The 26,227-nt window shown below is 45.8% G+C and carries 21 protein-coding genes and 1 pseudogene; 6 read left to right on the top strand and 16 right to left on the bottom strand.

Translation table 11 applies throughout. The annotated features are described in order from the left end of the window. Positions 1 to 570 precede the first annotated feature (570 nt). Both cadC and zntR read right to left on the bottom strand, forming a co-directional pair. Positions 571 to 2,097 carry a lysine decarboxylation/transport transcriptional activator CadC gene (cadC, locus tag V1U08_RS22765; RefSeq protein WP_330471466.1) on the bottom strand — a complete coding sequence of 509 codons (1,527 nt, stop codon included), beginning with the start codon at positions 2,095 to 2,097 and terminating at the stop codon, positions 571 to 573. Positions 2,098 to 2,252: 155 nt separating this feature from the next. After that, entirely contained in the window at positions 2,253 to 2,651 is a 399-nt protein-coding gene (zntR, locus tag V1U08_RS22760; RefSeq protein WP_014233270.1) for a Zn(2+)-responsive transcriptional regulator, read from the bottom strand. Positions 2,652 to 2,916: 265 nt separating this feature from the next. Between zntR and purH the strand changes: the two genes are divergently transcribed. Both purH and purD read left to right on the top strand, forming a co-directional pair. Further along, complete coding sequence (purH, locus tag V1U08_RS22755; RefSeq protein WP_014233272.1) at positions 2,917 to 4,509, top strand: bifunctional phosphoribosylaminoimidazolecarboxamide formyltransferase/IMP cyclohydrolase; 1,593 nt, start codon at positions 2,917 to 2,919, stop codon at positions 4,507 to 4,509. Between the two features lie 218 nt (positions 4,510 to 4,727). Continuing rightward, positions 4,728 to 6,017 carry a phosphoribosylamine--glycine ligase gene (purD, locus tag V1U08_RS22750; protein ID WP_014233273.1) on the top strand — a complete coding sequence of 430 codons (1,290 nt, stop codon included), beginning with the start codon at positions 4,728 to 4,730 and terminating at the stop codon, positions 6,015 to 6,017. A gap of 68 nt (positions 6,018 to 6,085) precedes the next feature. Here the strand turns inward: purD and V1U08_RS22745 are convergent, their stop codons facing one another. Both V1U08_RS22745 and hupA read right to left on the bottom strand, forming a co-directional pair. After that, positions 6,086 to 6,784 (bottom strand): DUF1481 domain-containing protein, encoded by a 699-nt coding sequence (locus V1U08_RS22745; RefSeq protein WP_330471465.1) that lies wholly within the window; start codon positions 6,782 to 6,784, stop codon positions 6,086 to 6,088. 39 nt (positions 6,785 to 6,823) lie between these two features. Then, positions 6,824 to 7,096 carry a nucleoid-associated protein HU-alpha gene (hupA, locus tag V1U08_RS22740; protein WP_005433627.1) on the bottom strand — a complete coding sequence of 91 codons (273 nt, stop codon included), beginning with the start codon at positions 7,094 to 7,096 and terminating at the stop codon, positions 6,824 to 6,826. 253 nt (positions 7,097 to 7,349) lie between these two features. Between hupA and V1U08_RS22735 the strand changes: the two genes are divergently transcribed. Then, positions 7,350 to 8,477: a CNNM domain-containing protein gene (locus V1U08_RS22735; protein WP_014233275.1), complete on the top strand. Its 1,128-nt coding sequence runs from the start codon at positions 7,350 to 7,352 to the stop codon at positions 8,475 to 8,477. A 73-nt stretch (positions 8,478 to 8,550) separates the two neighbouring features. Here V1U08_RS22735 and V1U08_RS22730 read toward each other — a convergent pair whose 3' ends face one another. Beyond that, positions 8,551 to 9,138: a YjaG family protein gene (locus V1U08_RS22730; protein ID WP_014233276.1), complete on the bottom strand. Its 588-nt coding sequence runs from the start codon at positions 9,136 to 9,138 to the stop codon at positions 8,551 to 8,553. Positions 9,139 to 9,204: 66 nt separating this feature from the next. Between V1U08_RS22730 and V1U08_RS22725 the strand changes: the two genes are divergently transcribed. After that, positions 9,205 to 10,128 (top strand): D-2-hydroxyacid dehydrogenase, encoded by a 924-nt coding sequence (locus tag V1U08_RS22725; RefSeq protein ID WP_330471464.1) that lies wholly within the window; start codon positions 9,205 to 9,207, stop codon positions 10,126 to 10,128. A gap of 7 nt (positions 10,129 to 10,135) precedes the next feature. Continuing rightward, the gene (locus V1U08_RS22720) at positions 10,136 to 10,708 is read left to right on the top strand and encodes a uracil-DNA glycosylase family protein (protein ID WP_020334703.1); all 573 of its coding nucleotides are present in this window, start codon (positions 10,136 to 10,138) and stop codon (positions 10,706 to 10,708) included. A gap of 219 nt (positions 10,709 to 10,927) precedes the next feature. Here the strand turns inward: V1U08_RS22720 and hemE are convergent, their stop codons facing one another. Together hemE and nudC are read right to left on the bottom strand one after the other, a co-directional pair. Next, the gene (gene hemE, locus V1U08_RS22715) at positions 10,928 to 11,995 is read right to left on the bottom strand and encodes a uroporphyrinogen decarboxylase (RefSeq protein WP_020334704.1); all 1,068 of its coding nucleotides are present in this window, start codon (positions 11,993 to 11,995) and stop codon (positions 10,928 to 10,930) included. A gap of 251 nt (positions 11,996 to 12,246) precedes the next feature. Further along, positions 12,247 to 13,041, bottom strand: coding sequence for an NAD(+) diphosphatase (gene nudC / locus V1U08_RS22710; protein ID WP_330471463.1), 795 nt, complete (start codon positions 13,039 to 13,041; stop codon positions 12,247 to 12,249). A 178-nt stretch (positions 13,042 to 13,219) separates the two neighbouring features. Between nudC and V1U08_RS22705 the strand changes: the two genes are divergently transcribed. Then, positions 13,220 to 13,711: an Rsd/AlgQ family anti-sigma factor gene (locus V1U08_RS22705; protein ID WP_014233281.1), complete on the top strand. Its 492-nt coding sequence runs from the start codon at positions 13,220 to 13,222 to the stop codon at positions 13,709 to 13,711. A 146-nt stretch (positions 13,712 to 13,857) separates the two neighbouring features. Here the strand turns inward: V1U08_RS22705 and rpoC are convergent, their stop codons facing one another. From rpoC to V1U08_RS22660, 9 genes and pseudogenes are all read right to left on the bottom strand, one after another. After that, complete coding sequence (gene rpoC / locus V1U08_RS22700; protein ID WP_014233282.1) at positions 13,858 to 18,060, bottom strand: DNA-directed RNA polymerase subunit beta'; 4,203 nt, start codon at positions 18,058 to 18,060, stop codon at positions 13,858 to 13,860. A gap of 87 nt (positions 18,061 to 18,147) precedes the next feature. Beyond that, entirely contained in the window at positions 18,148 to 22,176 is a 4,029-nt protein-coding gene (gene rpoB / locus V1U08_RS22695; protein ID WP_020334708.1) for a DNA-directed RNA polymerase subunit beta, read from the bottom strand. Between the two features lie 252 nt (positions 22,177 to 22,428). Continuing rightward, positions 22,429 to 22,797, bottom strand: a complete 369-nt coding sequence (gene rplL / locus V1U08_RS22690; protein ID WP_014233284.1) for a 50S ribosomal protein L7/L12 — start codon at positions 22,795 to 22,797, stop codon at positions 22,429 to 22,431. 57 nt (positions 22,798 to 22,854) lie between these two features. After that, positions 22,855 to 23,349 (bottom strand): 50S ribosomal protein L10, encoded by a 495-nt coding sequence (gene rplJ, locus V1U08_RS22685; protein WP_014233285.1) that lies wholly within the window; start codon positions 23,347 to 23,349, stop codon positions 22,855 to 22,857. 293 nt (positions 23,350 to 23,642) lie between these two features. After that, a complete protein-coding gene (rplA, locus tag V1U08_RS22680; RefSeq protein ID WP_014233286.1) occupies positions 23,643 to 24,344 on the bottom strand; it encodes a 50S ribosomal protein L1 in 702 nt (233 codons plus the stop codon). 4 nt (positions 24,345 to 24,348) lie between these two features. Next, positions 24,349 to 24,777, bottom strand: a complete 429-nt coding sequence (gene rplK, locus V1U08_RS22675) for a 50S ribosomal protein L11 (RefSeq protein ID WP_008078231.1) — start codon at positions 24,775 to 24,777, stop codon at positions 24,349 to 24,351. Positions 24,778 to 24,942: 165 nt separating this feature from the next. Further along, the gene (nusG, locus tag V1U08_RS22670; protein ID WP_005384681.1) at positions 24,943 to 25,491 is read right to left on the bottom strand and encodes a transcription termination/antitermination protein NusG; all 549 of its coding nucleotides are present in this window, start codon (positions 25,489 to 25,491) and stop codon (positions 24,943 to 24,945) included. A gap of 13 nt (positions 25,492 to 25,504) precedes the next feature. Continuing rightward, positions 25,505 to 25,885, bottom strand: a complete 381-nt coding sequence (gene secE, locus V1U08_RS22665) for a preprotein translocase subunit SecE (RefSeq protein WP_020334711.1) — start codon at positions 25,883 to 25,885, stop codon at positions 25,505 to 25,507. Positions 25,886 to 26,153: 268 nt separating this feature from the next. Further along, positions 26,154 to 26,227 (bottom strand): annotated as a pseudogene (locus V1U08_RS22660) (elongation factor Tu); the annotation flags it as partial.

Here is a 26,227-nt window from a genome sequence, read left to right as displayed (position 1 = left end):
TTTGAAACCGAAGTTTCTAATTGGATTATCATCAACGAGTGCCCACACAGATTGATAGGTTCTTATTTTTAAAGAGCTATTCTAACTTACCCAGCAACTCAGTTGCTCGTCGTTAGGGGTGCGTATCTTACTCCGCACCGTGAGAGAGTCAAGCATTTTTTCAAATTTCTTTTTTCTCTCATTTCCGACTCGCTGTGTGACTTTCGTCTCACTCCGTGTCGGTGGATGCGCAGTATAGGGAGTTAAGAAATTAGCACAAGCGTTTTTTGCAAAAAAAACTTTCAACCGAACAAACAACAAACACTTTGCGCAAATAAAGAACGATTCGGCCTATTTTTCTTGGATAAATCGGATCTTTTCTGCTGATCGAGGTCATCCCTTGTTAGAAAAAGCGCCGACTTTTTCCTTTTCACTTATGCCTCTATCACCGATTTTTTCGATATCACCGTAAACTTTTGCCATTTAGTGTTAATCACGATGACTACACGGCATGCCTTCTGTAGAAATTAGGGATACAAAAAAGCCCCTCACTAATAGTGAAGGGCTTATATAGTTATCAGCATTCGTTTATTAAATATCACTCACTGTGAGGAAATTGGCTTGATGCTTGGTGTCATCCACCTTCACGTCACTTTTAAACACTAGCGACTTACACAATACGTACGTCTTTAATGAACTATCTATATAGAGGGCTTGGCGATAGAACTTGCTCGCTGACTCTATATCTTGCTCCAACTCCGAATGTTTAGCGCGAATAACATTGGAAAGCACGGAGTCACGTAACTGAAGAGCTTGTGCTAGATATTGCTTTGCCTTCGCTAAATCACCAGCAACTGTTTCATGTAAAGCGAGCGCTTCATAAATACGAGGCTGAATTTGACCAATAGCCATTTTTGCACCTACTTCCAATGCATCATGGAGAGCTTGGGTCTGTCCCTTTTTCTGAGCTTGTTCAGGGTACAGTGCTTTTTGTACATAGTAGGCAATCAGCAACTCAGCTTGGACATAAGCATTGTGTGGTTCAATGTCTAAAACGTTTTCCATGAGCTCAATACCATGCTGATACTGATTAGCAGCCGAAATGTTTAAATAATGATGCGCTTGAATAAACAGTTTTAGTGCCTTGGGCGTCATGGGAAGCCCAGCCACCAGCATCGTTGATTTCAGTTTGGCGTCAGGCACATTCAGTATCGTCATCATCCCCAGCGACGCTTGCTGTAAAACCGTCTTTAAATCACGATCCGCCAAAGTATATAAACGACGAAATAACGTTTTATCTGAGAAACTGGTCCGATACTCGATTTCTAATAAGCGGGCTACATCGCTTTGCCTTATCTTCACCACCACAGATTTACCCGGTTCCGCATCGCTATTTAATGACGAGTTCTTCTGCATCACACGATAGTCACTAACCTGAGCCACATCCGACATTAACTTTTTCGTGATACCGTCAGCTAAGTCATCGCTAATACCTGTATGACTGGCGTTGTTGTGGAGCGAGAATTCAATCAGATGTATGTCGTTGTTTGGGTTATTACTGGCTTCTGGTTGCTTGAAGGTAAACGTGACTATCATCGCAACCACAATACCGATCAAAGGAAGGCTAAATAATCCCTTACGCCAATAGCTTCCTTGATGTTTTTGTTTAAACTCCCCACCAACCGCATCTGAGTCAGTGGTAAGTTGTGCTTGAGCGTCGTTTGAGTAACAGCCATCTGCTTCTCTAATAAGAGTAGACAGGTCCTCACGACTAACGCGCATAAACTCTTTTGGCGTTAAGCGTGTTACTTCAGCGACGAGTTTATACCCTCGCTTGGGCACTGTGATGACATAGCTGGGGTTCTCTTCACGGCTATCACGCAATAACTTACGCAGCTCAGAGATAGACTGAGTCACCACTTGGTCGGTGACAGCCTCCCTATCCCAGACCGACTGTATTAACTCTTTGCGAGTGAACACTTGGTTCGCGTTCTTAGCAAAGAAATATAGAAGGTTACTTAATCGTGGTTCAACGGAGGTTTCCCTACCTTTTCGGTAAAGCTTATTTTCACCAACGTCCATCACCCAATCGTTGATTTGAAAATAGACTCCAACCATGTAATTACACTCTCACATCTACCAGGTAAAGCAGCAGAAATGACAAGGACACCATCTCTTACCGTAAATAAAGAGGAGGGATTATAGGGTGGAGAGCGGCTGGTTCCTAGTAAACCATCTAATTCAGATGCAATCTGGGCAGAATAAAAAGCCAGCTACTCGAGCGCAGCTAAGATGGAGCAGTGACTCGCATCGTCATCCACATGGCCGCAGCAGGCATCATTAATCTTTTTGAGCGCTCGGCGAATTTTAGTCAGTTCATTAATTTTTTCATCCACCAGCTCTAACTTAGCAGTAGTAATCGCTTTAACCTCGGCGCAGCTATGCTCTGTCGCTTCTAGTTTTATTTCCAGAAGATCTCTAATCTCACCCAAACTTAAACCAAGCTCTTTGGCTTTGAGGATAAATCGAACCTGCTTTTGATTCTCTTCATTATAGAGTCGATAGCCTGACTCACTTCGTCCCGCTGGCTTAATTAGCCCATTTTTTTCGTAGAATCGTAATGTATCGGCGGTCACACCACAGCGTTTCGCCAGTTCACCTATCTGAAACATAACTGTCCTTATTAACTATCTCGTTACTTTTAAAGCTAAAGATCGACTTTTTTGCAATTATTTTTGAGATGCCAAACGATTGCGCGAGCTTTTTTGTAATAAATTGGTTAGAATACGCGCCATCAAATAGTGGAGACTGTTTTCTGACAGGAAAACGCCTGAAAAGGTCTTTACCAAAACTGGCCAATATTTTACCCCAAGAGGTAAAAACAAGTTCATTTTTGGCAAACATCTTTAACTCCGTGAATTTGAGGAAAATGGAAGCATGAACAACGCTCGTCCTATTCGCCGCGCGCTAATCAGCGTATCAGACAAAACAGGTATTGTTGAGTTTGCACAAGCTCTTGCTGAGCGTGGTGTCGATATCCTATCTACTGGTGGTACCGCTCGCCTACTTGCTGAGCAAGGTATCGCAGTAACAGAAGTCTCTGACTACACTGGTTTCCCAGAAATGATGGACGGTCGCGTAAAAACGCTTCACCCGAAAGTTCACGGTGGCGTATTAGGCCGTCGCGGTCAGGACGATGAAGTGATGGAAAAACACGGCATCAATCCAATCGACATGGTTGTTGTTAACCTATACCCATTCGCAGAAACTGTTGCTAAAGACGGCTGTACTCTAGAAGACGCTGTTGAGAACATCGATATCGGTGGTCCAACAATGGTTCGCTCTGCTGCGAAAAACCACAAAGACGTGACTATCGTTGTAAACGCTTCAGACTACGATCGCGTAATTGCTGAAATGGATGCAAACGACAAGTCTCTGACTCTGGAAACTCGCTTCGACCTTGCTATCGCTGCATTTGAGCATACTGCATCTTACGACGGCATGATCGCAAACTACTTCGGCACTATGGTTCCATCTTACGGTGAGAACAAAGAAGGTGATGAAGAGTCGAAATTCCCTCGCACGTTCAACCAGCAGTTCGAGAAGAAACAAGATATGCGCTACGGTGAGAACAGCCACCAAGCAGCAGCATTCTATGTTGAAGCGAATCCGGAAGAAGCATCTGTCTCTACTGCTCGCCAAATCCAAGGTAAAGCACTTTCTTACAACAACATCGCTGACACTGATGCAGCACTTGAGTGTGTGAAAGAGTTCGACGAGCCAGCATGTGTGATCGTGAAACACGCAAACCCATGTGGTGTAGCACTAGGTAAAGACATCCTGGAAGCGTACAACCGCGCTTACCAAACTGATCCAACATCAGCATTCGGCGGCATCATCGCATTCAACAAAGAGCTAGACGCAGAAACTGCAACTGCGATTGTTGAGCGTCAATTCGTAGAAGTAATTATCGCACCTTCAGTATCAGCGGAAGCTATCGAAGTGGTTGCAGCGAAGAAAAACGTTCGCCTGCTTGAGTGCGGTGAGTGGACAACCAAAACAACTGGCTTTGATGTTAAACGCGTTAACGGCGGCCTGCTGGTTCAAGACCGTGACCAAGGCATGGTAAGCCTGGACGACCTTAAAGTAGTGTCTAAGCGTCAGCCAACAGAAGAAGAGCTAAAAGACGCGCTATTCTGCTGGAAAGTAGCGAAATTCGTGAAATCAAACGCGATCGTTTACGCAAAAGGTGACATGACTATCGGCGTGGGCGCTGGCCAAATGAGCCGTGTTTACTCTGCAAAAATCGCGGGTATTAAAGCAGCCGATGAAGGTCTGGAAGTCGCTGGTAGCGTAATGGCATCAGACGCATTCTTCCCATTCCGTGATGGTATTGATGCGGCCGCAGAAGCGGGCATCAAGTGTGTGATTCAGCCAGGTGGCTCTATGCGCGATGACGAAGTTATTGCAGCAGCAGATGAGCACGGTATGGCGATGATCTTCACAGGCATGCGTCACTTCCGTCACTAATCAGAACATGGCTCTAGGGATTACCCAGGGCCATTTTGATCCGTTTAATTCTTCATTAGTGTTGTCGCTTTTGCTTATCAACATTAATTAAAAAATTTTAATTTTAGAGCAAAGTCAGATTGCCTAGTTCAAGGGAAACACGCTGAGCTTATGGCTATAAGTGAGCATGTTTGACGCTGAAATCGGCAATATGACGAAGCTATCAAAGGTAAAATACAATGAATGTATTGATTATCGGCGCAGGCGGTCGTGAACACGCACTAGGTTGGAAAGCCGCTCAAAACCCAAATGTTGAAACGGTATTCGTTGCTCCTGGTAACGCTGGTACTGCTCTTGAGCCTAAATTGAAGAACGTCAACATCGGCGTAGAAGACACGGCAGCGCTGGTTGCATTTGCACAAGAGCATGCGATTGAGCTAACTATCGTTGGCCCTGAAGCTCCGCTTGTGATTGGTGTCGTTGATGCGTTTAATGAAGCTGGCCTGCCAATTTTCGGCCCAACTCAGGCTGCTGCTCAGCTTGAAGGCTCAAAAGCGTTCACCAAAGACTTTCTTGCTCGCCATAAGATCCCAACGGGTTCTTACGCTAATTTCACAGAGATTGAGCCTGCATTGGCTTACGTTCGTGAGCAAGGCGCACCAATCGTTGTGAAAGCTGACGGCCTTGCTGCAGGTAAAGGCGTTATCGTTGCAATGACGTTAGAGGAAGCGGAAGACGCAATCAAAGACATGCTTGCTGGTAACGCTTTCGGTGATGCAGGTAGCCGTGTGGTTATTGAAGAATTCCTGGATGGTGAAGAAGCAAGCTTCATCGTGATGGTTGATGGTGAGAACGTACTACCAATGGCCACCAGCCAAGATCACAAACGCGTAGGTGACAAAGATACAGGTCCTAACACAGGTGGTATGGGTGCTTACTCTCCAGCGCCAGTGGTTACACCAGAAATCCATAATCGCATTATGGAAGAAGTCATTTACCCAACCGTTCGCGGTATGGCAGCAGAAGGTAACCCATACACAGGTTTCCTATACGCTGGCCTAATGATCGATCAAGACGGCACGCCAAAAGTAATCGAATATAACTGTCGATTCGGCGATCCAGAGACTCAACCAATCATGATGCGTATGCAGTCAGATTTAGTTGAACTTTGTCTGGCAGCTGTGGACAAGAAACTTGATCAAGTGGAATCTAAATGGGATCCACGCGCGTCTATCGGTATTGTTCTTGCTGCAGGCGGTTACCCAGCGGCATACAACAAAGGCGATGTGATTTCAGGTTTGCCTCAGACCGAAGTTGAAGGCGAGAAAGTCTTCCATGCTGGTACAGAGAGCAAAGACGGCGATGTCGTGACAAACGGTGGTCGCGTACTGTGTGCTACAGCACTTGGCCATAGCGTTTCAGAAGCTCAGCAACGCGCGTACGAGCTAGCGAAACAGATCAGCTGGGATGGTATGTTCCATCGCAATGATATTGGCTACCGCGCTATCGCTCGCGAGCAATCAAAATAAAAACAACATCAGTTGGCTATAAATAATAAGGCGCTTAATGCGCCTTTTTTTATTCAAAGCAAGAGCGGTTATTCAGCAATGAGTTTAGGTCGCTGAACGCAATCAAACTCATCATCTTTGAGTAAAAGCAATTCATCAACGGTCACTTTATTGCGTGACTCTTTACCAATGAAGGCAATGTAACTATCAACGGAAGCCAATCGGTCAATGACAAATTTCGGCAACGTTTGATTAAACTCTAATGTCGTGAACTCTTTGCCATCACAAACTTCTAAGGATTCTCCATCCCAGTAACCTTGGATCAGGCTCTGGCCGTTGCGAGAGCGCTCTTTGACAGAGGCAACAACATCGTTAGCTTCAGACTTAAAACGTGCTAGCTGGTCACGCTGTAAAGGCAGAACTTTGTTATTAACTCGATATTGCTGATAAACCGCTTCACCATCTTTATTGAATCGGATGTGGATTAGAAAAGGTACCTTACCCAGCTTGGCATCAATCTGGTCACCCTTTCGAGTCAACTCCCGTAATTCTCCGGCATCCCAGCGATAATCACTTTGGTACCAACCGTAGTCACCCGCGGTTACGTAGTCTGCTGCTGTACTGACACGGGTAAGTCGTTCCGTCATCCAATACAAACTGCTTGCATCACCTTCGGTTTTACCGCCAGTGAAATGAGTAAATTGTTCTAGATTGGGGGTTTCAACAGATGAACAGCCAACGAGAGAAAGGCTAGCAAGGAGAAGAGAAGTGTATAGCTGTTTTTTCATAAAATTGCACCGAGGCAGGATACCTCGGTGCATTCTAACTTAGTTTACTGATTCTTTCAGTGCTTTACCTGCTACGAATGCAGGAACGTTAGCCGCTGCGATTTGAATCTCATCGCCAGTCTTAGGGTTACGGCCAGTACGTGCAGCACGGTGGTTTACTTTGAATGTACCAAAACCAATTAGTTGAACTTGGTCACCCTCTTTAAGTGCGCCAGTTACACCTTCAAGAGTCGCTTCAAGAGCAGCCTTTGCTTGTGCTTTTGATAGGTCTGCTTTTTCTGCGATAAAGTCGATTAATTGGGTCTTGTTCATTAGGTTTCCCTTCTTATAGGTTATCGAATTCGTCTCACTCTAAAACATAAATGCCCCATCTGGCAAAGGTTTGTAGGTGAACTTTCGATTTTATGACGTACTTTTAGCCATAATATGAGTAATAACTCACAATTTGTTACCACATAGCATCCGAATTCCCTTGCTTTCCAAGGGATTTGGCGCAATTTATATCGCACATACGCGGCTATAATAGCCGCAAACAACTACTATCTAACGACTTTCAAGGGCAACTATGCTGCTGTTATCCATTTATATCTCTATTGCTATCGGCATTTCGTTTATCTGTTCGGTGCTGGAGGCAGTATTACTGAGTATCAGTCCAAGTTACATCGCACAGCTCAACCAACAAGGGCACCCTGCTGCTGAGCAGCTTTCTAAACTTAAATCAGACATCGACCGCCCGTTAGCCTCGATTCTGACTCTTAATACCATCGCACACACGATCGGTGCAGCAACAGCTGGTGCACAAGCTGCCGTGGTATTCGGTAGTGAAGCGCTGGGCATTTTCTCTGCGGTACTGACGTTGGCGATTTTGGTTCTATCTGAAATCGTACCAAAGACAATTGGTGCAACTTACTGGCGCCAGCTCGCTCCAACCGCTGCGGTCGCTTTACGCTGGATGGTATGGGCCTTAACACCATTTGTCTGGTTCTCTGAGCAAATCACCAAGCGCCTGGCTCGCAACCACGTAGCGCCTAAGATGCGTGATGAGTTATCCGCGATGGCGATTCTTGCTCGTGAAAGCGGCGAGTTTGCAGAAGGCGAATCAAAAATTCTGAGTAACCTGCTTGGCATTCAAGATGTGCCCGTTACTCAGGTGATGACGCCTCGCCCGGTGGTATTCCGTGTCAACGCGACTAAGACGATTGACCAGTTTTTAGAGAAACACAAAGATACGCCATTCTCTCGACCTTTGATTTATAGCGAGCAGAAAGACAACATCATCGGCTTTGTGCACCGCTTGGAGCTGTTTAAACTGCAACAGTCTGGCAGCGGTCAGAAGAAGCTTGGTGAGGTGATGCGTCCTATTCAGGTGGTTCTGAATAATACAGCGCTACCGAGAGTCTTCGACCAAATGATGACTCACCGCCTGCAATTGGCACTTGTGGTTGACGAGTACGGCACTGTACAAGGCTTGGTGACGCTGGAAGATATCTTTGAGCACCTCGTAGGCGAAGAGATCATCGATGAAGCAGACAAAAGTACAGACATGCAAGAACTGGCGTACCAGCGCTGGGAAAACTGGAAAGAGAAGTACGGCGTAATTGAAAGCCGAGATGATGACGAAGAAGAGACCCCACTGGAGAATCAGGAAACAAAGCCTGAACCAACCGAGGCAACGAAGCCAGACTCCAAGTAGTTTCAGTATTTATCGGCATACACAGCAAAAAGGCATCCAGTAGGATGCCTTTTTCATATTCTTCGTAGAGGAGTTATAACGCAATACCTATATTGCTAACGCCCTCTTCTCGTAACTCTTCACGCAGATCTTTAATCAAACCGATGTCGCGCTCTGCTGCCTCGCGTAATGGACGGAAAATCGCCCACTGAACATCCCATTCTTCACATACAGCTTGGTTTTCTTTTTGATTGTCGTTCGTGATTGGCTCACTCCCTTGAGCTTGCTCAAGATCCGCAACAGTTTGTACCGACTGTTGGCTCACTTTAATCATTGAGTCAAAAAGGTAGTCGCGATCCAACAGACCATGCAGCAGTGTAGACAACGCCTGACACGCATCCATTGCTGGGTATACACCGTAAAAATCAAACTCATCGGCACTTGGGAATAACTCTTCTAGTTTTTCTAACTGACGCTCAAAGTTCACTTTCGCGCTCTTAACTGTCAGAATTTCCCATACACTATCAAGAATCGCTCGGTAAGCGCGCGGTTCCGCAAATTCTGTATTCTCACAAAACATTGCGTAGTTTGGATACATGCGCTCGCACAGACACGCCATAAAGGTAATTTGTTGCCAAGGTTCTAGTTTTTCCAAACGAACCTGAAGAGGATTCTTAAGCATAGTCACTCAATCATTGAAGAAAAAAACAGCGAAAGTGTACTTGATTCATCACAGGGAAAAAAGTTAATGCCGCAACCAAATAAGATTTTCCTGCTCTCAGAGCATCAAAGCACCTACCAAACATTGTTGGCAGAGAAAAACCTGCCTGATCTTAGCCTTACGGATAACCCGAATGACGCTCAAATAGTTCTGGCGGATCCACCTCTGCTATCACAAAGGTTAGACGAGTTTTCAAAACTTGACTGGGTACAATCCACGTTTGCAGGCGTAAACACCTTGATGTCGCCTGAGTTACGTCAGGATTATACTCTCACAAATGTACGAGGCATCTTTGGCCCACTCATTGCCGAATATGTGATTGGCTACTGTATTAGCCACTATCGTCACTTTAGCCTTTACCACCACCAGCAACAGAGTCGGCAGTGGCAGCCACACCTCTATACTTCTCTGCAAAGTAAAAAGATGGTCATTCTCGGCACTGGCAGCATAGGCAGTTACTTAGCCAAAACGGTTAGAACCATGGGAATAGAGACCATCGGTGTTAATCGCACCGGTATTCCAACCTCAGGTGGGGAATTTAACCAGACTTTTCATATCAATGAACTTACGAGCGCCCTTAAGCAAGCAGACATCGTCGTCAACACCTTGCCAAGTACACCAGAGACCCTTTACCTGCTTAATAGCGAAACGCTCTGTCATCTAAACCAAGCCATACTGATTAATGTCGGACGCGGGGATGTGCTCGAGGACAAGGGACTCTTACTGGCAATTAAAAACCGCTGGATAGAACACGCGATTCTGGATGTTTTTGAGCAAGAACCACTTCCCAAGGAGCATCCTTTCTGGAGATTGCCGCAAATTACGCTCACACCGCACATTGCCGCTCTCAGCTTCCCGGAACAAGTAGTGGAGATATTTGCCGAGAATTACCTAAACTGGCGAGATGGATTCACACTCAACTACCAAGTCGATTTCGATAAAGGATATTAAATCGTTCATGTCACTAGACGCACTACTGAAGCAAGTTAGAGCCTGTCAGCTTTGCGCCAGCGATTTACCGCTAGGCGCAAACCCTGTCGTACAAGCGGCAAAAGAAGCCCGATTACTGATTATTGGTCAGGCTCCTGGTACTCGGGTCCACAACACATCCATTCCATGGAATGACCCAAGTGGTGACCGGCTACGTCAGTGGCTAGATATCGATAAGGACACCTTCTACGACCCGACCAAAGTTGCCATTATTCCAATGGGGTTTTGTTATCCGGGTAAGGGACGATCCGGAGACCTGCCGCCACGTAAGGAATGCGCGCCAGCCTGGCACCAAAAGCTGCTGCAACAGCTGCCAAATATCGAACTGACATTACTCATCGGCCAATATTCACAGAACTACTACCTGACTAATAAGCCCAAAACACTGACCGAAACGGTTCAACATTGGCAAGATTGGGAACCGGACTTTATCCCTCTACCTCACCCTTCACCACGCAATACGTTATGGCTTAAAAAGAACCCATGGTTTGAGGCAAACGTCGTCCCTTACCTGCAAAGTCGCATTCATTCGATGCTTTAGGTTACCTATGATCTAAATACTGCTTTACCTGTACAGAGCAAAAAGACACAAGCAGACCAATAATATAAACAATTGTTTTAATTAAAAATAAAACATTACTCTCAGATTGTGGAGTAATTAGATCATAGTAGGCCAAATACTATAAGAGCTGTACATCGGTAAATTTCAGGCAAAAAAATACCGGCAATAGATGCCGGTATAGATTTCAAAAAATAGAGATTATTTGTGGTACGGCTTAGATAACTCGTGTACCGCGTCCACAAATACGCCTGCGTTTTCTGGCGGAACATCTAGGTGAATGCCGTGGCCAAGGTTAAACACATGGCCTGTGCCCGCATCGCCAAAACCTTCCAGGATGTCAGCAACTTCTTCACGGATACGCTCAGGTGATGCGTAAAGCATTGATGGGTCCATATTGCCTTGCAATGCGACTTTGTCACCGATGCGTGCTTTCGCGTCTGCGATGTTGATCGTCCAGTCCAGGCCAACTGCATCACAGCCTGTTGCTGCGATTTGCTCTAGCCACATGCCACCATTCTTAGTGAATAGCGTTACTGGTACGCGACGACCGTCATTTTCACGAATCAGGCCATCAACGATCTTGTGCATGTATTGCAGTGAGAACAAGTTGTAGTCACGAGGAGTCAGCACACCGCCCCATGTATCAAATACCATCACCGATTGCGCACCCGCTTTGATTTGTGCATTCAGGTATTCAATGACGCTGTCAGCAAGCTTATCAAGCAATAGATGCAGTGTTTGTGGCTCTGCGTACATCATCTTCTTGATCTTAGTAAACGCTTTTGAGCTACTACCCTCAACCATGTATGTCGCGAGTGTCCATGGGCTGCCCGAGAAACCAATCAGTGGCACTTCACCCTTTAGGTCTTTACGGATCTGACGCACTGCGTTCATCACGTATTGCAGCTCACCTTCTGGATCTGGAAGACCAATTTTTTCCACGTCTGCTTTGCAAGTGATTGGGTTATCAAACACCGGGCCTTCACCCGCAGCAAAGCGCAGACCAAGTCCCATTGCATCAGGGATCGTCAGGATATCTGAGAACAAGATTGCTGCATCAAGAGGAAAACGGCGTAGAGGTTGAAGCGTTACTTCAGACGCCAGCTCCGCATTTTTACACAAAGACATGAAATCGCCCGCTTGTGCACGTGTTGCTTTGTATTCTGGTAGGTAACGACCTGCCTGACGCATCATCCATACTGGCGTGTAATCTACAGGCTCTTTTAGTAGTGCACGTAGATAACGATCATTTTTTAATTCAGTCATTCCGTAATTCCAATTGTTAGGCTTTCTTTGAAAGGGAGTATTCTATCACTGATTTGAAGCCAATAGCTGTGTGCTTTGCAACCTGGATCATGTTATCAACTTTTAAATCAATGCTTAATTTGCACCCAATCCGTATCAGTGTTAAAAATTTGTTCGCTAGCGAAAACTACAATTATAAACTGAGTACCCAGTACTCGGCATCTCATAACGACATCTTACTTACCCCCTCCCTCTCGGAGGGTTTTTTTTATCTATTTGCCCAGGTGATTAGCTTTAATATTTTGCAGAGTTTGCTCTATTAACGCTCGAGCAATCGTGCCTTTTGGAGCGACATCTGGCATGTCATCAGCATTAAACCACTGAGCATCTGATAATTCCGTATAATCGGGGCTTAATTCTCCAGACTCATAGTCGGCCAGAAATGCCATCATCATGCTGGATGGAAACGCCCAAGGTTGGCTGCCGAAGTAACGAATATTTTTTACGTATACACCGGTTTCTTCATGTATTTCGCGCGCAACACACTCTTCTAGCGTCTCTCCGACCTCCAGAAAGCCCGCTATGACGGTATACATACCATTTCGATGTCTTGGGTGCTGCGCTAATAAAATCTGCTTATCTTTACGTACAGCGACGATAATGCATGGGAAGATGCGTGGGTAGTGTAGCGTTCTGCACTCGCCACATTGCATTGCGAGCTGATTATTATTGATGAAGTTCCTACCACCACATTGAGGACAAAAACGCAGACTTTGCGTCATGTGGCCATACTGAATAGCCTTACTTAGCAGCAAAAAGAGCACCTCAGGGAAATGCAGGCAATCTCGCAATGAAGTCATCGGTAAGTCTTGCTCAAGATCGGCCAGGTTTATCCACATAACCGGATGTTGTTGATACTCACCAATTTTTCTTGCACTCGCCTCTGGCAATGCGAACTGTTCCGCAGAACCAAAAGGAACAGCACCATCCACCAGCCAAATTTCACTTCCTGAAACAACACACCAATGCGCATTTTCTACGCGGTTAACATCACCTTTTCTTAACATGACACCCTCCCTTTGCTTGAAGTTCAACCATTTTACTGGCAATCTAATTTCATACTAGAGTTTATCGTTAGGTAAATATGAAACTATAAATTTTAGTAAGGACAAGAGTTTGTAATAACTTTACTAACTTTGCTATGCAAAGGATACGTTTGCCAAATGGCGAACCGATCATGAGGGCATGGTCATGCTAAAAAAATTCAAACAAACACAAGACCAGTGGGGTGGCTCCAGTGATGTCATTGATCATTGGTTAGAAACGAGACAATCGCTGATCGTTGAATACTGTAAGCTTGCAGCGCTGCAACCTTGTTCGAAAACTAACGTGATTGAACTTCCTACCCCTTCCGAGCTGCAAAACTTCTGCCAACACCTGGTCGACTATATCTCTGAAGGCCATTTCAAAATTTACGATATGGTCATGGATCGATGGAAATCGACCGGCTTTATCGTGACAGACGAAATCAATCAGACGTACGGAAAAATCGTCATTACGACTGAGCCACTGCTGAACTTTAACGATAAATACTCTGAAGTAACAGAAGACGACGAGTTACCAGACTTTAACTCGGATATGTCCCTGGTAGGAGAGATTCTTGAGACTCGTTTCGAAGTAGAAGATCAATTGATTCAACAGATCTCTGATAGTTTAGCAATGCCACCAGGGGCTTAAACGAACTCTGGCTAATCTATAGCAGCTATTGAAATGAAGGGTTGATGTGAAAGCATCAATCCTTTTTTGTTTAGGACGGTACATAAATATTAAAAAAGGCACCCGAGGGTGCCTTTTTTCGCTCTTAACGATGACTCGTCAGAGGCTTATTCTTCAGAAGAGAAGCCAGCGTTTAGAAGTGCTGCCAGGTTATCCGTTGCTTGTTCAGCAGACGGGCCTTCTTGCGCTTCAGTACGTTTAGCTTGACGCTCTTGGTGGTATGCGAAACCAGTACCAGCTGGGATCAGACGACCAACAATTACGTTCTCTTTCAGACCACGTAGGTCATCACGCTTACCAGAAACCGCAGCTTCTGTTAGTACGCGAGTTGTCTCCTGGAACGATGCCGCAGAGATGAACGACTCAGTCGCTAGAGACGCTTTGGTAATACCTAGAAGTTCACGTTCGAAACGCGCAGGCTCTTTGCCTTCAGCTTCTAGATTACGGTTAGCAATCTTAACTTGTGAGTATTCTACTTGCTCACCAGGTAGGAACTCAGAATCACCAGCAAATGTGATAGTACACTTACGTAGCATTTGACGAACGATAGTCTCAATGTGCTTATCGTTAATCTTAACGCCTTGTAGACGGTAAACTTCTTGTACTTCGTTAGCGATGTACTGAGTTACCGCGTGTACGCCACGTAGACGTAGGATGTCATGTGGAGACTCTGGACCATCAGCGATTACATCACCACGCTCAACCTTCTCACCTTCGAAAACGTTAAGCTGACGATGCTTAGGAATCATCTCTTCGTATGCTTCACCGCTGTCGCGAGTGATCACTAGACGACGCTTACCTTTGGTCTCTTTACCGAAGCTAACTGTACCTGTGTGTTCAGCAAGGATCGCAGGCTCTTTAGGCTTACGTGCTTCGAACAGGTCAGCAACGCGTGGAAGACCACCGGTGATATCTTTGTTACCGCCAGATTTCTGAGGAATACGTGCAAGTGTTGCACCTACGCCTACTGCTGCGCCATCTTCGATGTTTACAATCGCTTTACCAGGTAGGAAGTAGTGAGCTGGCATATCTGTACCAGGGATCATTACATCATTACCTTGCTCATCAACAAGTTTGATAGCTGGACGCATATCTTTACCTGCAGATGGACGCGCTGCTGCGTCAGTTACTTCGCTTGAAGATAGACCTGTTAGGTCATCTGTTTGGCGAGAAACTGTTACACCGTCGATCATGTCTACGAACTGGATGCGACCCGCTACTTCAGTGATGATTGGTAGTGTGTGCGCTTCCCAGTTAGCTACAGTTTCACCAGCTTGAACTGTGTCACCGTCGCCTTTGCTTAGTAGTGTACCGTAAGGCAGTTTGTGCTTCTCTTTAGTACGGCCAAACTCATCAATGATGGTTAGTTCAGTCGCACGAGAAGTGATAACGATCTTACCGTCATCTGCCACTACTGATTTAGCGTTGTGTAGCTTGATAGAACCGTTGTTCTTCGCTTGAACGCTGTTTTCTGCTGCTGCTGTCGATGCCGCACCACCGATGTGGAACGTACGCATCGTAAGCTGTGTACCCGGCTCACCGATAGACTGAGCAGCGATAACGCCTACTGCTTCACCTTGGTTCACTAGGTGACCACGTGCTAGGTCACGACCGTAACACTGAGCACAACAACCGAAGTCAGAATCACAAGTAACAACAGAACGTACTTTCATGCTGTCTACTGAGTTCTCTTCCATGATTTGACACCACTTCTCATCGATCAGGGTGTTACGTGGAATAAGAACATCTTCAGTACCAGGTTTTAGAACGTCTTCAGCAACTACACGACCTAGAGCTAGCTCAGAAAGTGCAACTTTAACATCACCACCCTCGATATGAGGCATCATGTCAACACCCTCATGAGTGCCACAGTCATGTTCAGTTACAACAACGTCTTGAGCAACGTCTACTAGACGACGAGTTAGGTAACCCGAGTTCGCTGTTTTCAGTGCCGTATCCGCAAGACCCTTACGAGCACCGTGCGTTGAGATAAAGTACTGAAGTACGTTTAGACCTTCTTTAAAGTTCGCTGTGATCGGCGTTTCGATGATTGAACCATCTGGACGCGCCATCAGACCACGCATACCCGCAAGCTGACGAATCTGTGCTGCAGAACCACGAGCACCTGAGTCGGCCATCATGTAGATGCTGTTGAACGACTCTTGTTGTTCCTCTTCACCGTCACGGTTAACTACCGTTTCAGATGACAGGTTCTCCATCATTGCTTTCGCAACGCGGTCGTTGGTCGATGCCCAGATATCGATAACTTTGTTGTAGCGTTCGCCCGCAGTAACAAGACCAGATTGGTACTGTTCCTGGATTTCACGTACTTCTTCTTCCGCTTCTGCGATTTCAGTGTACTTAGCTGGCGGTACAACCATATCGTCGATACCAACAGATACACCAGATAGTGCTGCGTAAGCAAAACCTGCGTACATGATTTGGTCAGCGAAGATTACTGTGTCTTTCAGACCTAGCTTACGGTACGCCTCGTTAAGTAGGTTAGAGATTTGTTTCTTACCTAGCTTTTGGTTAACGATGCTGTACGGAAGACCAGCTGGCACGATTTGCCAAAGCATTGCACGACCGATAGTGGTATCAACCATACCAGTAGATGTTGTGCTGTTGCCATCTTCGTCTACGACTGTTTCAGTAATACGTACTTTAACGCGTGCGTGAAGTTCAGCTTGTTTAGTGCGGTATGCTTTCTCAGCCTCTGCTGGGCCAGAAAGGTACATGCCTTCACCTTTCACGTTGATCTTTTCACGAGTCATGTAGTACAGACCCAATACAACGTCCTGAGAAGGTACGATGATCGGATCACCTGACGCTGGCGACAGAATGTTGTTTGTCGACATCATCAGAGTACGAGCTTCAAGCTGTGCCTCTAGAGTTAGAGGTACGTGAACCGCCATTTGGTCACCATCGAAGTCCGCGTTGTACGCCGCACACACAAGTGGGTGTAGCTGAATCGCTTTACCTTCGATTAGTACTGGTTCGAACGCCTGGATACCTAGACGGTGAAGTGTAGGTGCACGGTTCAATAGTACTGGGTGTTCACGGATTACTTCGTCCAGGATATCCCAAACAACCGCTTCTTCACGCTCTACCATTTTCTTAGCAGCTTTGATTGTAGTCGCAAGACCACGAGTCTCTAGCTTGCTGTAGATGAATGGTTTGAATAGCTCAAGTGCCATCTTCTTAGGAAGACCACACTGGTGTAGACGAAGGTATGGACCTACTGTGATTACAGAACGGCCAGAGTAGTCTACACGTTTACCTAGAAGGTTCTGACGGAAACGACCTTGTTTACCCTTGATCATATCAGCAAGAGATTTCAGAGGACGCTTGTTCGAACCTGTGATCGCACGACCACGACGACCGTTATCTAGTAGCGCATCAACAGACTCTTGCAGCATACGTTTTTCGTTACGTACGATGATGTCCGGAGCCGCTAGCTCTAGAAGACGCTTCAAACGGTTGTTACGGTTGATCACACGACGGTATAGATCGTTTAGATCAGAAGTCGCAAAACGACCGCCATCTAGTGGTACTAGAGGACGTAGATCTGGCGGAAGTACAGGAAGTACAGTCAGGATCATCCACTCTGGGTTATTACCAGATTGAATAAACGCTTCTACCAGCTTCAAACGCTTAGTAACTTTCTTACGCTTAGTTTCAGAGTTAGTCGTTTCTAACTCTTCGCGCATTTGTTCCGCTTCAGCGTGCATATCCATAGAACCTAGAAGGTCCTTGATAGCTTCTGCACCCATCTTAGCAGTGAACTCGTCGCCCCACTCTTCTAGACGGTCTAGATACTCTTCTTCAGTAAGCATCTGACTCTTTTCTAGATCAGTCATACCTGGTTCAGTTACTACGTACATTTCGAAGTAAAGAACACGTTCGATATCACGTAGAGGGATATCCATTAGTAGACCGATACGAGACGGTAGCGATTTTAGGAACCAGATGTGAGCTACTGGTGAAGCAAGCTCGATGTGGCCCATACGGTCACGACGAACTTTAGTTTGTGTAACTTCTACACCACACTTCTCACAGATAACACCACGGTGCTTCAGGCGCTTGTATTTACCACAAAGACATTCGTAGTCTTTAACTGGACCAAAAATACGCGCACAGAACAGACCATCGCGTTCAGGTTTGAACGTACGATAGTTGATCGTTTCAGGTTTTTTAACTTCACCGAAAGACCATGAACGGATCATGTCTGGTGAAGATAGACCGATTTTGATTGCATCAAACTCTTCGGTCTTATGCTGTGCTTTTAGAAAGTTTAATAAGTCTTTCACAATCAGCTCCTGTAAGGAGTTAAAAGCAGCCAGCCAAGCGCTAGCTGCTTTCTACCAGATAATCACTTTTCTCAAATGAGAAAGGGATTACTCTTCGTCTTCTAGCTCGATGTTGATACCTAGCGAGCGAATCTCTTTCAACAATACGTTGAACGATTCTGGCATACCAGGTTCCATGCTGTGGCTTCCGTCTACGATGTTCTTGTACATCTTAGTACGGCCGTTAACGTCATCCGACTTAACAGTTAGCATTTCTTGTAGCGTGTAAGCAGCACCGTATGCTTCTAGTGCCCATACTTCCATCTCACCGAAACGCTGACCACCGAACTGAGCTTTACCACCAAGTGGTTGCTGAGTTACTAGGCTGTACGAACCAGTTGAACGAGCGTGCATCTTGTCATCAACAAGGTGGTTCAGTTTCAGCATGTACATGTAACCAACAGTTACAGGACGCTCAAACGCATCACCTGTGCGACCATCAAACAGCGTTAGCTGACCAGATGTTGGTAGGTCTGCTAGTTTTAGAAGCTCTTTGATTAGATGCTCAGAAGCACCGTCAAATACTGGCGTCGCGATTGGTAGACCGCCACGCAGGTTCTTGATCAGTGTACGAACTTCATCATCAGACAGAGAAGCAACGTCTACTTTCTGGCGAGTCTCACCTAGATCGTAAACTTTTTGTAGGAACTCGCGGAATTTCGCCAGTTCTTGCTGCTCTTTAACCATCTGGTTGATCTTGTCACCGATACCTTTCGCTGCCAGACCTAAGTGAACTTCTAGGATCTGACCGATGTTCATACGCGAAGGTACACCCAGTGGGTTAAGTACGATGTCTACAGGCTGACCTTTTTCATCGTATGGCATGTCTTCAACAGGGTTGATCTTAGAGATTACACCCTTGTTACCGTGACGACCGGCCATCTTATCACCAGGCTGGATACGACGTTTAACCGCTAGGTAAACCTTAACGATCTTCAGTACGCCAGGTGCTAGATCATCACCTTGAGTGATCTTACGACGCTTAGTTTCGAACTTCTTATCGAAGTCAGCTTTTAGCTCGTCCCACTGCTCAGCAAGTTGCTCTAGCTGAGTTTGTAGTGCGTCATCTTCCAGCGTTAGCTCTAGCCACTTCTTACGTTCAGTAGACTCTAGTTTCGCTTCAGAGTAACCGCCTTCAATCAGAACAGCTTTAACACGGTTTAGAAGGCCACCCTCAAGAATCTGGAATTCTTCAGTTAGGTCTTTCTTCGCTTCTTTAAGCTGCATCTGTTCGATTTCAAGCGCACGCTTGTCTTTCTCTACGCCATCGCGAGTGAAGACTTGAACGTCGATGATCGTACCTGATACAGAGTTCGGTACACGTAGTGACGTATCTTTAACATCAGATGCTTTTTCACCGAAGATCGCACGTAGTAGCTTCTCTTCAGGAGTCAGCTGAGTTTCACCTTTAGGTGTTACTTTACCAACCAGGATGTCGCCACCCTTAACTTCAGCACCAATGTAAACGATACCTGACTCGTCTAGTTTAGACAGAGCAGATTCACCTACGTTTGGAATATCCGCTGTGATCTCTTCAGAGCCCAGCTTAGTATCACGTGCCACACAAGTCAGTTCTTGAATGTGGATTGTCGTGAAGCGGTCTTCTTGAACTACGCGCTCAGATACTAAGATCGAGTCTTCGAAGTTGTAACCGTTCCAAGGCATGAACGCGATACGCATGTTTTGACCAAGCGCTAGCTCACCAAGGTCTGTTGAAGGACCATCAGCAAGTACGTCGCCGCGTGATACAGGTTCACCTGGCATCACACATGGGCGCTGGTTAATACATGTGTTCTGGTTAGAACGTGTGTATTTAGTCAGGTTGTAGATGTCGATACCAGCTTCGCCTGGTACTAGCTCTTCTTCGTTCACTTTAACAACGATACGAGAAGCATCTACTGACTGGATTACACCACCACGTTTCGCAACTGCAGTTACACCTGAGTCAACGGCTACGTTACGTTCAATACCAGTACCAACAAGCGGTTTGTCAGCTTTCAGTGTTGGAACTGCCTGACGTTGCATGTTCGCACCCATCAATGCACGGTTCGCATCATCGTGTTCTAGGAACGGGATAAGCGATGCAGCGATAGATACAACCTGGTTTGTCGCAACGTCCATGTACTGAGCGTGCTCACGAGGGTGTAGACCAGATTCACCTTTCTGACGAGCTGTGATCAGCTCATCTGCAAACGTACCTTCTTCAGTCAACGCAGCGTTAGCCTGTGCGATAACGAATTGGCCTTCTTCGATTGCAGATAGGTAATCTACTTCGTCTGTAACAACGCCATCTACAACGCGACGGTATGGAGTCTCTAGGAAACCGTACTCGTTACAACGCGCAAACGCAGATAGAGAGTTGATCAGACCGATGTTTGGACCTTCAGGCGTTTCGATAGGACATAGACGACCGTAGTGAGTTACGTGTACGTCACGTACTTCGAAGCCAGCACGTTCACGAGTTAGACCGCCAGGACCCAATGCAGAAATACGACGCTTGTGCGTTACTTCTGATAACGGGTTGTTTTGGTCCATGAACTGTGAAAGCTGTGAAGAGCCAAAGAATTCTTTAACTGCTGCAGAAATTGGCTTCGCGTTGATCAGGTCTTGAGGCATAACAGCATCAAGATCGCCTAGGCTTAGACGCTCTTTAACTGCACGCTCAACACGTACTAGACCTACACGGAACTGGTTCTCAGCCATTTCGCCTACAGAACGGATACGACGGTTGCCTAGGTGGTCGATATCGTCCACTTCGCCTTTACCGTTACGGATCGCGATAAGCTTCTTCATCACTTCGACGATATCAGTTTCGTCCAGTGTGCCTTGCTCTTGAGCATCTTCACGACCGATAGAGCTGTTGAACTTCATACGACCAACAGTCGATAGATCGTAACGCTCTTCAGAGAAGAATAGGCTTTCGAATAGTGCTTCTGCAGCTTCTTTTGTTGGCGGCTCACCAGGGCGCATCATGCGGTAGATTTCTACCAATGCAGAAATACGATCAACAGTGCTGTCGATACGTAGTGTTTCTGACATGAACGGACCGTGGTCTAGATCGTTCGTAAACAGAACTTCTAGCGCTTTGTGGCCAGCCTGAGATAGGTTCGCTAGTGCTTCCAGGCTGATTTCCTGGTTAGCAGTAACAATGATCTCGCCTGTTGCTTCGTTGATGTAATCTTTCGATGCAACTTTACCAACGATGTACTCAACTGGTACTTCGATGTGATCAACGCCATCTTTTTCTAGTTGGCGGATATGACGAGCCGTTACGCGACGACCTTGCTCAACGTAAACTTTACCATCTGCTTCGATGTCGAATGACGCAGTTTCACCGCGTAGACGATCAGGAACCAACTCCATCAGTAGAGTTTGGTCTTTCACTTCGAAGTTCACTTTCTCGAAGAAGATATCTAGGATTTCTTCAGTCGATTTACCTAGTGCACGAAGGATGATCGATGCTGGTAGCTTACGACGGCGGTCGATACGTACGTACAGGTTATCCTTAGGATCAAACTCGAAATCAAGCCATGAACCACGGTAAGGAATAACACGTGCGTTGTATAAAACTTTACCTGATGAGTGGGTCTTACCCTTATCGCTGTCGAAGAACACGCCTGGGCTTCGGTGCAGCTGGGATACGATAACCCTCTCGGTACCGTTGATTACGAAGGTACCATTGTCTGTCATGAGTGGAATTTCACCCATGTAGACTTCTTGTTCTTTAATGTCTTTTACAGTACCTGCTGGCGCGTCTTTATCAAAGATAACTAGGCGTAGTTTTACACGTAGTGGCTTTGAGTAAGTTACACCGCGGATTTGACATTCTTTAACGTCAAAAACTGGCTCACCAAGACGGTAGCTAACGTATTGCAGCTCAGAATTGCCGTTGTAGCTCTGAATTGGAAATACAGAACGGAAAGCGGCTTCAAGACCGTATTGACCTTCAGGATCCTGTTCGATAAATTTGTCGAACGAATCGAGCTGGATCGATAGCAGGTATGGAATGTCCAAAACTTGTGGACGAGTACCAAAGTCCTTACGGATGCGCTTTTTCTCGGTATAAGAGTAAACCATGGGGTTCCTCAGCTCGCTGATAAGTGACCCAAACTGTCCGCCCGCTCCTAGTTACTTAAGGGGGGGTAAGGGACAGTGACTAAATAGCTGTTTACTGTAGTGACATTTCATTTCGATAGAATGAAATGTTTTTTGCATGGGTATAAGGCGCTTAAACAGCGGGAAAATTCACCTATACCCTACAGCGCAAAAAGGCCGGTGGTTAAAAAACCACCAGCCAATTAGCCGTTAGGCTAAGAAACTATGCAATAATTACTTAACAGCAACAGTTGCACCAGCTTCTTCTAGCTGAGCTTTAAGAGCGTCAGCTTCTGCTTTGTCAACACCTTCTTTAAGAGGTGCTGGAGCGCCGTCTACAAGAGCTTTAGCTTCTTTAAGACCTAGGCCAGTTGCGCCACGTACTGCTTTGATTACAGCAACTTTGTTACCGCCAGCAGCTTCTAGGATTACGTCGAATTCAGTTTGCTCAGCAGCAGCTTCGCCTGCAGCAGCACCGCCAGCTACAACAGCAGCAGCAGCAGAAACACCGAATTTCTCTTCCATTGCTTCGATTAGTTCAACAACTTGCATTACAGACATTTCTGCAACTGCGTCTAGGATTTGCTCGTTAGTAATAGACATAACAATTCTCTTTTAAGTCAACAATAAGTTTATTAAGCAACCAGTAAAAAGCAAGGCTTACGCCGCTGCTTCTTCTTTTTGATCGCGGATAGCAGCGAAGGTACGTACCAGCTTGCCAGCAGAAGCTTCTTTCATGCACATCATTAGGCGTGCGATTGCTTCGTCGTAAGTTGGTAGTGTCGCTAGTACTTCAGCGTCAGTTAGCGCGCCTTCAAATGCAGCAGCTTTGATCTCGAAGTCTTTGTTCTCTTTAGCGAAGTCTTTGAAAAGACGCGCTGCAGCACCTGGGTGCTCGTTAGAGAACGCGATTAGAGTAGGACCAGTGAAAGTGTCAGTTAGACACTCGTACTCAGTACCTTCAACCGCACGACGAGCAAGTGTGTTACGAACAACTCTCATGTAAACACCAGCTTCACGAGCTTGTTTACGTAGAGAAGTCATCGCGCCAACTTGAACGCCACGAGAATCAGCTACAACTGCAGAAAGTGCACCACTGGCAGCTTCGTTGACTTCAGCAACAATTGCTTTTTTGTCTTGAAGGTTTAAAGCCATCTTGGATTTACTCCTGGTTGTCGTTACACCACTCACTATCATCACGACAGTGAGAGCTATTTAGGTGCTTCCCAGAAGAAAGTTAACTATTAAAATATAGAGCTTTCTGTCAGTTCGGGCACCATCTACGTAGGGCAATTAAGTTTGTAAATTAACAAACACCTACGGTCTTGGACGGAGACTGGGTCTTAATTCAATTCGAACTAGGAGACAGTTCAAAGAACCAAAGTTCAGCCCCAACCACAAATATTAGGCGCAAAATTATACACTAATTTTGCACCTAAGCAAATAAATTATGCTTGAGTGTTCAGGCTAGCCTGATCAACAGCAACACCAGCACCCATAGTAGTAGAGATGCTTACTTTCTTCAGGAAAGTACCTTTCGCTGAAGATGGCTTAGCTTTCTTAAGAGCGATTAGAAGAGACTCTAGGTTCTCTTTGATCTGCTCTGCAGAGAAGTTAGCTTTACCGATAGTAGTGTGGATGATGCCGTTTTTGTCGTTACGGTAACGAACCTGACCAGCTTTAGCGTTCTTAACTGCTTCAGCAACGTTAGGAGTTACAGTACCAACTTTAGGGTTTGGCATTAGACCGCGAGGACCTAGGATAGTACCTAGTTGACCTACAACGCGCATTGCATCTGGAGAAGCAACAACTACGTCAAAGTTCATTTCGCCTTTCTTCACTTGCTCAGCAAGATCTTCCATACCAACGATGTCTGCGCCAGCTTCTTTAGCTGCTTCAGCGTTTGCACCTTGAGTGAACACTGCAACGCGGATTTCGCGGCCAGTACCGTGAGGTAGTACAGTTGCACCACGTACGTTCTGGTCAGATTTACGAGCATCGATGCCTAGGTTAACAGCAACGTCTACAGACTCAACGAATTTAGCAGTCGCTAGTTCTTGAAGAAGAGCAACAGCTTCGTTGATTTCGTATTCTTTAGTTACGTCAACTTTTTCGCGGATTACGCGCATGCGCTTAGTTAGTTTTGCCATGATCTTAACCCTCTACCACTAGGCCCATTGAACGAGCAGTACCAGCGATTGAGCGTTTCATCGCTTCGATGTCAGCACCAGTCATATCAGCAGCTTTAGTTTCTGCGATTTCTTGGATTTGAGCGTCAGTTACAGTACCAACTTTTTCAGTGTTTGGACGACCTGAACCAGACTTAACGCCAGCAGCTTTCTTAAGTAGAACAGCAGCAGGTGGAGTCTTAGTTACGAACGTGAAAGAACGGTCGTTGTAAACAGTGATAACTACTGGAGTCGGTAGACCTTTCTCGATAGATTCTGTTTTCGCGTTGAACGCTTTACAGAATTCCATGATGTTAACACCGTGTTGACCTAGTGCAGGACCTACTGGTGGACTAGGGTTAGCCATACCAGCAGCAACTTGTAGCTTGATGTAAGCTTCAACTTTCTTAGCCATGATAATTCCTAAATTTGGGTACTAGCGCTAATCACAGATCAGCTCCCCGTTTGTGTAAGATACTTTTTACTTCACTAGAAGTAAAAAGGCGCGAAATTATAGTAATAATTCGCGCCTTATACAACCCTAAAAAGGTGATTTTTTATACTCTTTAAATTAAGAGTCTTAGTCTAGTTTTTCAACCTGACCAAATTCAAGCTCAACTGGTGTTGCACGACCAAAGATCGATACAGACACTTTCAGGCGGCTCTTCTCGTAATCCACTTCTTCAACAGTACCGTTGAAGTCAGCAAATGGACCTTCATTAACACGTACCACTTCACCCGCTTCGTACATAGTACGAGGACGTGGCGCTTCGCTCGCTTTCTCAAGACGGTTAAGAATCGCGTCAGCTTCTTTATCTGTGATAGGTGCAGGACGGTCCGAGGTACCACCAATGAAGCCCATGACACGCGGCACACTGCGTACAAGGTGCCATGATTCATCGTTCATAATCATCTGAACAAGGACGTAACCTGGGAAGAACTTACGCTCAGATTTGCGGCGCTGACCCGCGCGCATTTCTACTACTTCTTCAGTAGGAACTAGTACTTCACCGAATAGCTCTTCCATGCCGTGCATTTTGATATGCTCGCGCAGAGATTGAGCTACACGACCTTCAAATCCAGAGAAGGCTTGAACCACATACCAGCGTTTTTTTGGAGCTTCACTCATGAATTAAAACCCTCTATACCCCAGTCGCTAGAGCTACTAGACGAACCATAATTCCGTCAATACCCCATAGCGCTAGAGCCATTACAATACTTACAGCTAAAACGATCAGTGTTGTTTGCATGGTTTCTTGGCGAGTAGGCCAAACAACTTTACGTACTTCCATACGCGATTCTTTTGCAAAACTGATCGCTGCTTTACCTTTAGTCGTTGTTGCTGCAACGCCTAGAGCAGCTGCAATAAGAACAACAACACCTGCAGCGCGAATCACTACAGACATTTCACCATACAGGTAATTACCCACAACAGCGGCAGCTGCCAATACGAAAGCGACGATCCACTTGAACGTATCTGCTGCATTTGAGCTATCAGGAGTTTCAGCATTATTTGCTTTCATAAAACCAACCTGTTTCAAGTCTTAATATAGACGACAACAACCCCGCTGTTGCAGGGCAAACTCCAAATCGCTGAAAAAATCAGCGTACTCTTAATAAGATTAAGCCCGTTTGCTTAATCTTGCTCCACACTCAAGCAACTTCTGGACAAGAAAACAGCAAAAATTATGTTGAGTGCAGAAAAAGGGCATCAAATGATGCCCTTTTTGCTACTGGTTCGTCAAATCTAATTCAAGATTTTCCGATAGCATCCGTCTAATTCGCTATGAATTAGTCGAAGATCTTAGCAACAACACCAGCACCTACTGTACGGCCACCTTCACGGATCGCGAAACGTAGACCTT

It is taken from the genome of Vibrio sp. YYF0003 (assembly GCF_036350715.1).
In the GTDB taxonomy this organism is placed as follows: domain Bacteria; phylum Pseudomonadota; class Gammaproteobacteria; order Enterobacterales; family Vibrionaceae; genus Vibrio; species Vibrio natriegens.
This window is presented reverse-complemented; position numbering and strand designations above follow the sequence as displayed.